Source organism: Acinetobacter sp. SA01, from assembly GCF_011319235.1.
Taxonomy (GTDB): domain Bacteria; phylum Pseudomonadota; class Gammaproteobacteria; order Pseudomonadales; family Moraxellaceae; genus Acinetobacter.
Map to the genome: position 1 here is coordinate 133118 of NZ_WXXM01000007.1, position 12609 is coordinate 145726.

Below are 12609 nucleotides of genomic sequence, written 5' to 3' on the forward strand. Positions count from 1 at the left end.
GCTTTGAATTTTGTGCAAGATGCGCGCGGCAGTTTAGAAACCTAGAATTGTTCCAATAAAAAGAGCGCTTAGGCGCTCTTTTTATATTTTAAAAAATTAATCTTTGAAGAATAGGAATAAATATTTTGAGCCACTAAATTCGGCTTGAGTATGCAAGTCGAGCGGAGTTTTCATATTTATAAAATAGACCAAGACCGTTTCGATGAGGATAATTTCTAATTATTCATGGGTATAAATCGCCACCTGATTGCGTCCATTTTTCTTGGCTTGGTAGAGTGCAATATCGGCATTTTTAATCAGCAGGTTTAAATCACTTTGATTTGGCTGCAGTTGAGATACCCCAATCGACACACTGAAATTAAAAAAGCACTTATCTTTAACACAAATTTGATGGCTTTCAATTTTTCGGCATAAGCGGTTGGCAATATTCATCGCATCTTCCAGTGTGGTATCGGGTAGCAAAGCAATAAATTCTTCCCCCCCAAAACGGGCCAGTACATCGCTATGACGCATTTCCCGGCGAGTAATATCAGCCAGTACCCGCAGCACTTCATCTCCCACATCATGACCATATGTATCATTAATATTCTTAAAAAAGTCGATATCAAACATCAATAGACAGGTTAAATTATATTTGGGCCATTGCTGTATGTTCTGTTCGGCCAGTTGTAAAAATTGTCGGCGGTTATATAGCTGGGTCAGTTCATCCGTATGCGCCATTTCAGTTAAGGTGTAATAGTTCCAGTCATTGAGTAACACCCGTAAAAAATTACGTTTTGAATTTAAGGTGTTATTCCAGCTAATATACATGCTGAGCAATAAAACCGGCGCGTAAATGAGTGAAAATAAAATCAGTTCCTGGACGCTGACTAACCTGAATACGCCATTAAAAATCACCGCACTAATCAGCAGAGAACTAAAAATGGAATTACGAAAAGATACCTGTATGCATAAATTGCCCAATAAAATAAAAATGATGCTGGCGTAGAGATACGTATTTACAACGGGACTATGTGATAAATACAGCAGTTCAAGCCATATTGCAGCTGCAGCTGCAACAGAGGCTGGCAGCAAGCTATCCAGAATTTTAATATTCTTGCAGTAGCGGAAAGCCAGCCAGTTGATCGACAGTGCCAAGATGACAAGACTGAGCCGTGCAATACCAGACAGCATGCCAATGTCCGGTAATAAAACCCAATCGACAAAGAAATAGCTTAAAAAAGTCAGCTGACCAATAAAATTGACGCATTTTAAAAACTGTCGTTGGTGCTTATTTTGATAATCCAGATAGTATTGTTGAAATTGTTCCGGAATACGGGTGCTAGGATGTTCTAGTTGGTGTTCTATCTGTTTTTGATTGGCGAGCGTACACAGCTGCTTGGGTAAAATGGCAGTTCCGATATTTGAATATTTATCTTCATTGTTCCCGATATGATTATATTCTTGATTTTCAGAGTAATGAAAATTTTCCTGCTGTCCTTGGGACATGATTATCCTCTTCTATAGCAGATTGGTCAGGGAGAAATAGTATGCTGAGGAAAAATATCTGTATACAGAAGACTGGGTAAGTCATCGCTATAATTGTGACAAAAAATTTTTTTCCTATAAAATTCATATGAATAGGGTAAAAATAGTCAATCATTTATCGCGTTTAGACCTTGTTTTATGAAGAAAATTTCAAAAATAATATTGGCCTGTCCATTGTATTCAGCGTACTAACTTTAACTATAGGCTGAATGATGAAGAGTCTATATGATTGATAACAATAGGTAGGACTTACAAGAACAGTTGCGTTCATGAAATTCAGGATAGTCATATGACCAATAGCAGCTATACAGAGCTTTCCAATTCAGACGATTGTGAAAAATACGTAAACCGCTTTATTCAGGAATTTCCTTTGCGTAGTGCGGAAATTGGACAGGGCACCGTGATTAAGCGCGCCTTGCCCAGTCGCCATAAGCGTTTAATTGGAGCCTGGTGCTTTCTGGATCATGCGGGTCCCGTGACTTTTCCTCAAGGTGATGGTCTGGATGTCGGACCACATCCGCATATTGGCTTGCAGACTTTTACCTGGATGATTGAAGGCACCATGATGCATACCGACAGCTTGGGGAGCAAACAGCTGATTCGTCCCAAACAGGTCAATTTAATGACCGCAGGATATGGCATTTCCCATACTGAAGTGGCACCGGAAACCGAAACCCATATGCACGCTGCGCAGCTCTGGATTGCCTTGCCGGATGACAAGATTAATATGGCGCCGCGTTTTGATCATTATCCGGAATTGCCTATGGTGGAAAAAGATCAGGTTGAATTTACCGTACTGGTAGGGGAGTTCTTGCAAACCCGGTCCCCGGTTGCAGTGCATAGCGAATTGCTGGGTGTGGATTTAACTGCACAGGAATCCACCACCACCAGAATTCCATTGAATCCGGAATTTGAATATGGCTTTATGGCGCTGGAGGGGGCTGCTGAAGTCAACGGTCATGAGCTGACAGACGACAACATGGTCGTGCTGGAACCAGGTATGACTGAAATTGAAATCCGGTTACATAAAGGCAGTCGAGTACTGCTATTGGGTGGCGAACCTTTCGAGTCACCAATATTACTGTGGTGGAACTTTGTCGGGCGGACTCAGGAAGAGCTGTGCCAAGCCCGTGACCACTGGATGAATCAGGATGACCGTTTTGGCACCATTCCTGACTATCCGGGACCTCGCCTGGAAGCACCTGCATTCCCCAATAAAATGCGATCCTCAAAATAACAATAAAATTCAGGATGTTTGAATATGGTCATTATTGCAAATGCAGAAGTACAGAGCCTGGATGAACCTTGGTCAGGCGAGGTGAAAAGTGGCAAACACCAGTTTATGACGGATAAACCTGAATCCTTGGGTGGGCAGGATCGGGGTCCTGCTCCTTATGATTTTATTTGTTCCGGTCTGGTTTCCTGTACCATGATGACCTTGCGCATGTATGCCAGTCACAAAGGTATGGAGCTCGGTCAATTTTCCGTAGAAGCCGATTTTAATAGCAATAAAGAAGGTAAAGAGTGGATTGAACGTCGTTTGTCTTTTGCCCAGCCATTATCGGATGAACTGAAACAAAAAATTTTAGACATTAGCAGTAAAACACCAGTCACCAAGACGCTGTTACGCAGTCTGGACATTAACACGGTTCTGCTTTAAATCCATGATCCGATAGCCATGACATTGTGTGCAAAGCAGAATGTCATTTTTCCAGCCGATCGGTCATGATCAAAATATAAAAATAGAGGTCAAAAAATAATGATTACACTGCACCATTTAGATCAATCGCGTTCTTTTCGAATTTTATGGGCTCTAGAAGAGCTGGCTCAAGATTATCAGGTCAAGTTTTATAAACGTTTACCAACATTTGCTGCACCGCCTGAATTAAAACTGGTTCATCCTTTGGCTAAAGCACCGATCTTGACTGATGAGGACCAGACGATTGTTGAATCGGCAGTGATTTTGCAGCATTTGCAAGAAAGTTATGATACAGCGCAGAAATTTAAACCGAAGGCTAAAAAAGATCAGCAACAATACCGTTACTGGATGCACTATGCCGAAGGCTCCTTAATGCCGTTATTGCTGATGCAACTGGTGATGAACAATGTACCGAAACGTGTACCCTGGCTGATTAAGCCAGTGGCACATAAAATTACTTCCGGCGTGAAGGCGGGATTTATTCATCCGCGTTTAAAAGATCATATTGCTTATCTGGAAGATTACTTGTCCAAGCATGAATATTTTGCTGGAACATTTTCTTTTGCCGATATTCAGATGTGGTTTCCACTCGATGCCATTCAATCCAGAACATCTGGTTCATATCCCAATATAACCAAATATCTGAAACGTCTTGAGGAACGGCCTGCTTTTCAGCGAGCCAGGTTTAAGGAACAAAGCCTAACTTAAAATAGGCAGGTCTAGCAGAGTTTGTACAAGCGTTCTTTAGGGAAAATGACTTTAAAAGTCGAGCCTTCATTCTCTTTGGATTCAATTTCCAGATGTGCGCCGTGTTGCATCAGCACATGTTTGACAATGGCCAGACCTAAGCCAGTGCCACCGGTTTGACGGCTACGCGCACTATCCACACGATAGAAACGTTCGGTTAAACGTGGCAAATGTTTGGGATCAATCCCGATGCCGGTATCTTGAACGGTAAAGATACCGTGTTCACCGTCATCATGCCAGCCCATGGTAATGGTTCCACCTTTAGGGGTGTATTTAATGGCATTGGTAATCAGGTTGCTAAAGGCACTGGCCAGCTCGGTCTCGGAACCGATCAGGTCGCAATGGCTGTCAATGTTGAGATTGAGCGCATGGTGATAGTCGACATTATAGGCTTGTGCGTCATCAAACAGCTGGTTCATCAGACTTGGCATTTCAATAATCTGGTTTTTCGCGATTTTTTTGTCATTTTCTAAACGCGACAATAGCAATAAATCATTCACCAGGGCATTCATGCGCTTGGTTTGCGCCTGCATCTGGTCGAAGGCACGTTTCCAGCGCGGGTTTAAATCTTCCTGATCGGTAAAGGTTTCAATATAACCACTGAGTACGGTAAGCGGGGTACGTAATTCATGGGAAATATTGTCGACAAAGTCTGTGCGCATCTGTTCCAGATTATGCATGCGGGTCACGTCATAAGCCACCAGTAAGCGGCTTTCCCCACCAAAGCGGGTCATTTTGACTTGTACATAATGGTCTTCAAAGGCCGAAGATTTCATTTTCAGGCCATCGGGTGCTTCGTCAATATGGTTAAAATATTCAATAAAACTGGGCTGGCGCAGAATGGTTAAAATATTGCGACCACGATCTAACGGTTGAATACCCAGGAGTTTTTCTGCAGCCGGATTCCACCATTCAATCTGGTGCAGATCATCAATCAGTACCACCGCTTCAGCCAGCGCCACCAGTGAAGATTGCGCCCGATCAATCAGGCCGACCATTTCTGCCTGAACAATACGCTCCTGACGCTGCGAACGATAGACATTAAACAGCAAGGCTCCCCAGATGCCATTTAAACTGGGTGGCACATCATAAGGACGGTTGGAAATCCATTCATTGACCAGATACAGTGAACGCAATTGCAAGGCAAAAAACACCGTAAGGGCGATGAGAATAAAAATCCAGAAATACCCAATCCCTAAACCGATTAAACCTGCGATCAGCAATAAAAAGGCGAGCAGACGTAAATCTTGCTTGGCAAAAGTCCATAAACTGCTGTAACGGAACTGTTTATGTTCTCGCGCAATTTCCGGGACGGGGTAGGGTTCATACATAAAATATAGTTGACCTAAATGACGACTAACCTAAAGCGACATCTGCGCGGGTAGAAAAACGGTAACCTGTACCACGAACCGTTTGTACATAACGGTCTGCACCAAACGGTTCCAGCACTTTACGCAAACGACGGATATGTACGTCAATGGTACGATCTTCAATATATACGTTACCACCCCAGACCTGATCCAGCAATTGAGCACGGGTATAGGCACGTTCCGGATGCGTCATAAAAAAGGCCAATAAACGGTATTCCGTGGGTCCCATTTCTAAAATATTCTGACCATGACTGACCCGCTGGCTGACAGGGTCGAGTACCAGACCATTAGCATCAATGGTTTTTTCACCGTTTAAGGCATTGGCACGGCGTAACACGGCCTTAATGCGGGAAACCAGTTCCCGGGTAGAAAAGGGTTTGGTCATGTAGTCATCTGCACCGGCATCCAGACCTTGTACTTTATGGTCTTCTTCAGCGCGGGCAGTGAGCATGATCACGGGAATTTCTGATAGGGTTTCATCGCGTTTCAGACGGCGGCACAGATCTACACCGCTGACACCACCCGGTAACATCCAGTCGAGTAGAATAAGCACAGGGCGTTGATCCACAATCATTTGATGGGCCTGTTTGGCATCTTCAGCCTGTAGGCATTGGAAGCCCGCCATATCCAGCGAGGTATGGATCATTTCCCGGATCGGGAGCTCATCATCGACGATTAATATATAGTCATCTTTCACAGCGCAATACCCTATTTCACGTAAACGGTGGACCGTTTTATATTTATGACAGGCTTATTACAAAGATTAATTATGACAGTATCATTGCAGAATAGGTAGTCTGGCTGAATTTCGCAAAAAAATTGTCACAATTTTGATAAGATACAATCAAGAATTTAAAATAAATCAGTTAGATAAATATATTAAATTCAAGGTGTTGAGTATTTTTTGACAGTTTGGTGACCAGGGCTGTGCCGGAATCATATTTTTTCTTTTTTCGAAAAAGTATCAAGCAGCGATAAAAAAACGATACTGCAAGAAGACAGTACCTCCTCTATGGAGAGCTTGAAACCACTGACTACCCAACGGATGGCGATTTGCGTGACATAGCCATTTAGGCCAGTCGAAATCATCGAAATTTCACGTTCAGAGCGGTTAATGTTCGGCATCATCAGCATCACAAAGGCATGAATCATACGGTCAAAACGCGACATGGTTTCATGGATGGTGGCCTGGTTATGCAGCTCCTGAACCAGCATGGCATCAATATAAATAATCCGCGCCATACCCGGATTGTCTTTTAAGGTGGTGAGTAGGGCGGTTAAACCGGCTTCGATCATTTTCCGCGGATCGGTGGATGCCTGCATAATCGCCTGCGTGACATTGTGCTGCAACTGATCAATCAGCTTTAAAAAGATGGTCTGAAACAGTTCATCACTTTTCTTAAAAGATTCATAGAAATAGCGTTCAGTCAGTTTGGCTTCCGTACAAATATCCTTGACTGTGACTGCAAAAAAACCATGTGTACCATAGGCTTCAATTCCGGCTTCAATCAGTTTTTCTCGACGTGCCTGTTTACGTTCGCTTAAAGACATCCCTTTAAATTGACGTTCTTTGGTTTTTGCCGGTTTATTTTGATTTTCTTCGAAATTTTTGTGCTGTTCAGTCATAGATGTGGTGTGCCGAATGAAATCGAGATTTTGCCTTATATTAACAATAATTTATCTTTAGACCTATGTTTAAAACAAAGCTGCAGCTTTGCCAGTACAGGGATCAATAGACGATATATTATATTGACAATGGTTATTGTCAAAATTATATTGGATGGATGAACTGCAATCTTCCAGACAGAAAAACAATCGAGATGTTTAGATGGATGAGGCAGCAAGCTGAATAAGGATAGCTCATGAAAAATTTTAAAAATAAAGTCGCAGCCATTACTGGGGCAGGGTCGGGTATTGGGCAGCAATTGGCCGTACTTTTGGCCAAGCAAGGCTGTCATTTGTCTTTAAGTGATGTCAATGAACAGGGTTTGGCGAAAACAGTTGAACTGGTCAAAGACAGTCATGTCCGTGTGACAATAAAAAAAGTCAATGTGGCCAAACTGGAAGAAGTGCGCGCCTGGGCTGCTGAAACTGTTCAGGATCATGGTTCAGTCAACGTGATTTTTAACAACGCCGGTGTGGCATTGGGTTCAACCGTGGAAGGGGCCAGTTACGAAGAACTGGAATGGATTGTGAATATTAATTTCTGGGGCGTGGTGTATGGCACCAAGGAGTTCTTGCCTTTAATCAAGCAATCGGGTGAAGGGCATATTATCAATATTTCCAGTCTGTTTGGTCTAACCGCACAGCCGACCCAGTCTGCCTATAACGCGACCAAGTTTGCGGTGCGCGGTTTTACCGAATCCTTGCGGCAGGAACTGGACCTGGAAAACTGTGGCGTGAGTGCACTCTGTGTACATCCGGGCGGTATTCGTACCAATATTGCCAATGCGGCAAAAATGAATGACAGCATACGGTCTTTAGGCATGCATCCGGAAAAATCGGCCAGGTCTTTTAATAAATTATTACGTTGCCCGCCTGAAGAAGCTGCCCGCCAAATTTTGGAAGCGGTGAAAAAAGACAAGCGCCGTCTGCTGATTGGCAATGATGCCAAAACCCTGGACTTAATCCAGCGCATTTTGCCGACCGGTTATCAGCGTGTTACAGCATTTGCCACCAAATTTAGCAATAAAAACAAAAAATCGGCTTAAAATACGGCTTTTAAAAAAACCCGCAAATTGCGGGTTTTTTTATGTGCTGAAATGCAGCTTTTCAAATCCGCCCAAAAGTATGCTTTTTTAAGTTTTAACCCGTCAATTGAAGTGATAGGAGAGACTCAGAAATAATTTGATATCTAAAAATAAGAAATAAAAATAAAAAAACCAGCTGAATTTAAATAAGCAAGTGTTGGAATATCAACACACATATCGCGTTAAAACCAACATGTTTGGTTGGGATAATGGTAATAAGTTTATATAAAACAATAAATTAAAATGTTGGCACGCTTGTTGTAATAACAGGGAGGTGTAATGATAAGAAATTAGGTAAACCTCATGACAGTTTTAAAAGATTTAAAGGCAAAACAATCGCGTGCTGCTCAAGTGCGTTCTCAGCTCGATTATCCGGTGATTGATACGGATATCCATACCAATGCCTATAGTCCTGCACTTGAAGACTATATTGCGCAGTATGGGGGTTCACGTGTGGTCGATGTATTTCGTAGCCATTTAAAAAGTAATGGTTTAAACGCATTAGCGGCAGAGTGGTACAACGCCAGCCCGGAAGAACGTAAAAACCGTCGTCTATTCCGTCCGCCATTTTGGGCTCTCCCTTCAGAAAATACCTATGACTTGGCAACGGTTGCCTTACCGGGCTTATTGTATGAGCGTCTAGAAGAACTCGGTACGGACTATACTGTGCTTTATCCAAACCTGTCTTTATTTCCAATTAATTCATCCAATGATGACCTGCGTCTGTCCTTAACCCGTGCGATTAACCATTTTCATGCCGACATCTATCAACCTTATGCCGACCGTCTGACGCCAGTGGCTGCGATTCCGCTGAATACGCCGCAAGAAGGGATTGAGGAACTCGAGTTTGCACAAAAATTGGGATTAAAAGCTGCACTGATTCCCGGTTCAGTACGTCGTCCAATTCAGGCTGTTGCAGAGAAATATCCTGAAGATACTGATCTGCGTCGTTATGCTTACTGGTTAGATTTCTTCGGCATCGACAGTGAATACGACTACGACCCGTTCTGGCAAAAGAGTGTGGATTTGGGCATTAACCTGTCGACGCACTCGGGCAGTCAAAGCTGGGTAGCACGTAACTCGCCAAGCAATTATATGTTTAACCACATTAACCACATTAACCACATTAACCACTTTGCCGATGCCTCTGAAGCATTGGCCAAAGCCTTGTTTTTTGGCGGTGTCACTGAACGTATTCCACAGCTTCGTATTGCCTTGTTAGAAGCAGGGGCAGCATGGGGGCAAAACGTGTTGACGCATCTGGTTGACCGTTTTGAAAAACGCGGTAATGAACATGTGCAACAGTACAACCCGGAACGGCTAAACCGTGAATTGGCGCTAGAGCTCTATCGTCAATATGGACATACCCTGTACCAGGGTCGTGAACTGAATGAAGCCGAGATTATCGAGAGTTTATTTGGCGTGGCTTCAACTTCACGTTTCCAGACGCAAAATCCAGCTGAAATAAATGATTTTGCCTTGGCCAAAATACAAAACAAACAGGACATCTGGGATCGCTGGGTACCAAACTTCTACTTTGGCAATGAAGCAGATGACCGCACCATTGTCGGTGCATTGAATCCTAAAGGTAATCCATTTGGTAAGAAAATTAATGCGCTGTATTCATCAGATTCTGGCCATTGGGATGTACCTGAATTAACTGAGCCGTTGGCAGAAACTTGGGACTTGGTGCAAGAAGGTGCCATTACGGCAGAAGACTTCAAGGCCCTGGTTTTTACCAATCCATACCAATTCTATACCGCGAATAATCCTGATTTCTTCAAGGGCACGCAAGTTGAACACAAACTGAAAAACAATCAGGCCGCTTAAACCTAACTATTCGGAAAATTGAAACAACCTCATGCCTTTGGCATGGGGTAGGGGAAATTTTGTATTTAAAACAATAGATGAAGTGAATGTAACAATGAGAAAGACGAGTTTAACTGTTGCGATTGGATTTATTCTGACGACGACATCGAGTTTTAGCTTTGCCCAGGATGCCACTCTCAACAAGCAATTGGAGGGACTCAAAAAGCAGATTGAAGTTTTACAACAGCGTTTAAATGCAGTGGAAGTGCAAAGTTCGACATCCACAAAAAAAGCAGTTGTTCCAACCCCTGTGAATGCAGATAACAGCGAAGTGCTGACGGATCAAGACAGCGAAACTGGTGAAGAGACCCTAACGGCTGAAGCGACCCCTGCAACATCCGACGATATTGAAGGTTTAAGAGCCGATATCGAAAACTATAAATATGACCAGTCTCGTCAGTATGAACGTCAAACCGTGAAGTCGACCCGCGATACGACTTTATTCGGTACGGTGCAACTGCGTGCCAATGTGCAGGACAATAACACTGCACCCAATACGCCTAAATCAAGCTTCGATGTCGGTACGGCATTGCTGGGCGTGCGCGGTAATTTATTTAAAGATTATAACGAAGGCAAAAACCTCGACTATCAAGCCTCTTTTGGCTATTCAAAACGTAATGATGGTACTAACAATAGTAACTTTAACCTGCTGGATGCCTACCTACGCTATCACGTATTTTCAACCAATGGCGGTGCAGAAGTTCCCAGACTGAACCTGACTTTGGGTCAACAACTCTTGCCATTTGGTCTGGATGTGCAATCTCCGGAAGATTTACGCCCCACCATCAGCACTGCAACTGCGCCGACGTATTTGGGTTTATTTACCCGTCAAAATGGCTTGATTGTGCGTGGTGATGTCAAGCCATTTGTGGACTATGGCGCGAACTATCGTGCACCGTTGTTTGAATACGCGCTTGGGGTGACCAACGGTAATGGCAGTAATAAAACCGATGACAACAATAGCAAAGATTATATTGGTCGCGTGGCATTTACCTTACCTGTGGATTATGCCAGCTGGCTTCGCGAACTGAAATTCGGTGCTTCCTATATTAAAGGCGAAGCAAAGTTATCCGGTTTAGGCATTAGCGAAAACAAGGCCAAACGTGATCGTCTGGGTTTTGATGTGTATTACAACCATGCACCCTTTGGCGTGACTTATGAATATTTGCAAGGCAAAACCGATTACATCGATACGACTGTACCAGCCATAAAAGAAGCCAAAGCAGAAGGCCATACCGTCACTGCATTCTATACCTTGGGTGACCAGTTCTATAACAGCATTAAATCCAATGCCAAGTTTGATGATTTCTGGCCGAAATCGGTTCAGGGTTACTATCGTTACGACAGCTATAACCCGAATAAAAATCAGAAAGATTATCTCGATAGCGCAAGTGGCCGTATAGGTGAATATGACATTCATTCACTTGGTTTAAACCTGTTTTTTGCCCAGACCACCAAATTCCAGTTACAGCTCAATCACTACATTTATGACATTGAGACTGCCACCCAAAAAGACACCAACGAATTGCAGGCGCAATTCCAGTACACCTTTTAATTTTGATTGTTAAGGAACAGATTGAATGAAACTTTTTTCTAAAAAAATTGCGGCAACATTTCTAGCCCTCTCCGCATTTGGTTTAAGTTTACACATCCATGCCGCCAACCCGAAAGAAATCCGCATTTCTATGTCCAGTGCCGGTGAGGGTGGCAAACCTAAAGTAGGTGGTAGCTTTGCTGCTTCAGCGCATTTACGTGGTGTGTTAGAACAGGAATTTAAGAAAGATGGCATTGCGGTGAAATGGTTATTTTTTCCGGGTGCAGGACCTGCCACCAATGAAGCCTTAGCCAACGGTAAAGTTGATTTTGCTTTACATGGGGACTTACCGTCATTGGTAGGTCGTTCAACGGGTCTTAAAACCAAAGTATTGTTTTCCACAGGGCATTTTGGACCAGTATATGTAGCGGTACCAGCCAGTTCTAATGCGAAGTCTTTCGCTGACCTCAAGGGTAAAAAATTCTCTATCTTTAAAGGCACTAATGGTCAAATCGTATTTAATCGTGTATTGGCAAAATATGGTTTTACTGAGCGAGACTTACGTGTCATTTCACAAGATACTTACTCTGCACGTACTTCACTAGCAACAGGAGACATCGACGCCACGATTACTTTACCCTTTAGTCTGGTTTCACGTGGAGTTGCAAAAACCCTCATTGAAATTAAAGATCCAAAAGTTGCCCCTGTAGCACATTTTTGGGTAACCGAAAGTTTTGAAAAACAATATCCAGAAGTGACGCAACGTGTAGTCACCACATTCATTAAACAAGCGAAATGGAGTTCTGAAGAAGCCAACCGTGTCACCCAGTATAAGCTGTGGTCACAAAGTGGTATTCCACTGGTTGATTATCAAAAAACCTGGGATGGCTGGAACCTGAAAGACCGTAATTCGCCATTACTGGATGAGTTTCATCGTGCACAAATTGATAGCGCATTAAAAATTGCCAAAGAAGCCCGCTTAATACGTCGTGATGTCGATACCAAAACCTGGTATGAGCCAAAGTATTTAAACAATGCCTTAAAAGAACTGAATTTACAGAACTATTGGCGTGCATTTAATGCCAATGGTCAGCCGAAATAATTCAGGAACCT

Annotated in this window: 11 protein-coding genes and 1 pseudogene; 8 read left to right on the top strand and 4 right to left on the bottom strand. The window is 43.1% G+C overall.

Translation table 11 applies throughout. The features are described from left to right. Positions 1-138: 138 nt before the first annotated feature. A pseudogene (locus GTU69_RS17155) lies at positions 139-219 on the top strand (restriction endonuclease); the annotation flags it as partial. On the opposite strand, the gene GTU69_RS08790 reads toward GTU69_RS17155, so the two are convergent. Further along, positions 220-1488 (bottom strand): GGDEF domain-containing protein, encoded by a 1269-nt coding sequence (locus GTU69_RS08790; protein WP_166169819.1) that lies wholly within the window; start codon positions 1486-1488, stop codon positions 220-222. 328 nt (positions 1489-1816) lie between these two features. Between GTU69_RS08790 and GTU69_RS08795 the strand changes: the two genes are divergently transcribed. The 3 genes from GTU69_RS08795 to GTU69_RS08805 all read left to right on the top strand — a co-directional run bounded on the left by GTU69_RS08795 (position 1817) and on the right by GTU69_RS08805 (position 3934). Then, on the top strand, positions 1817-2764 hold the full coding sequence (locus tag GTU69_RS08795; protein ID WP_166169821.1) for a pirin family protein: 948 nt from the start codon (positions 1817-1819) through the stop codon (positions 2762-2764). A 24-nt stretch (positions 2765-2788) separates the two neighbouring features. Further along, on the top strand, positions 2789-3187 hold the full coding sequence (locus GTU69_RS08800) for an OsmC family protein (protein ID WP_166169823.1): 399 nt from the start codon (positions 2789-2791) through the stop codon (positions 3185-3187). A 99-nt stretch (positions 3188-3286) separates the two neighbouring features. Beyond that, entirely contained in the window at positions 3287-3934 is a 648-nt protein-coding gene (locus tag GTU69_RS08805) for a glutathione S-transferase (RefSeq protein ID WP_166169825.1), read from the top strand. Positions 3935-3945: 11 nt separating this feature from the next. On the opposite strand, the gene phoR is transcribed toward GTU69_RS08805, so the two are convergent. From phoR to GTU69_RS08820, 3 genes are all read right to left on the bottom strand, one after another. Continuing rightward, positions 3946-5304, bottom strand: coding sequence for a phosphate regulon sensor histidine kinase PhoR (phoR, locus tag GTU69_RS08810; RefSeq protein ID WP_166169827.1), 1359 nt, complete (start codon positions 5302-5304; stop codon positions 3946-3948). A gap of 25 nt (positions 5305-5329) precedes the next feature. Then, complete coding sequence (gene phoB, locus GTU69_RS08815) at positions 5330-6040, bottom strand: phosphate regulon transcriptional regulator PhoB (RefSeq protein WP_086196670.1); 711 nt, start codon at positions 6038-6040, stop codon at positions 5330-5332. A gap of 239 nt (positions 6041-6279) precedes the next feature. Continuing rightward, a complete protein-coding gene (locus tag GTU69_RS08820; protein ID WP_166169829.1) occupies positions 6280-6969 on the bottom strand; it encodes a TetR/AcrR family transcriptional regulator in 690 nt (229 codons plus the stop codon). A 236-nt stretch (positions 6970-7205) separates the two neighbouring features. Between GTU69_RS08820 and GTU69_RS08825 the strand changes: the two genes are divergently transcribed. The 4 genes from GTU69_RS08825 to GTU69_RS08840 all read left to right on the top strand — a co-directional run bounded on the left by GTU69_RS08825 (position 7206) and on the right by GTU69_RS08840 (position 12598). Continuing rightward, entirely contained in the window at positions 7206-8054 is an 849-nt protein-coding gene (locus tag GTU69_RS08825; RefSeq protein WP_166169831.1) for an SDR family oxidoreductase, read from the top strand. A 342-nt stretch (positions 8055-8396) separates the two neighbouring features. Next, positions 8397-9923 carry an amidohydrolase family protein gene (locus tag GTU69_RS08830; RefSeq protein ID WP_166169833.1) on the top strand — a complete coding sequence of 509 codons (1527 nt, stop codon included), beginning with the start codon at positions 8397-8399 and terminating at the stop codon, positions 9921-9923. Between the two features lie 94 nt (positions 9924-10017). Beyond that, positions 10018-11517 (top strand): carbohydrate porin, encoded by a 1500-nt coding sequence (locus GTU69_RS08835; protein WP_166169835.1) that lies wholly within the window; start codon positions 10018-10020, stop codon positions 11515-11517. A gap of 25 nt (positions 11518-11542) precedes the next feature. Beyond that, the gene (locus GTU69_RS08840; RefSeq protein WP_166169837.1) at positions 11543-12598 is read left to right on the top strand and encodes an ABC transporter substrate-binding protein; all 1056 of its coding nucleotides are present in this window, start codon (positions 11543-11545) and stop codon (positions 12596-12598) included. Positions 12599-12609 lie beyond the last annotated feature (11 nt).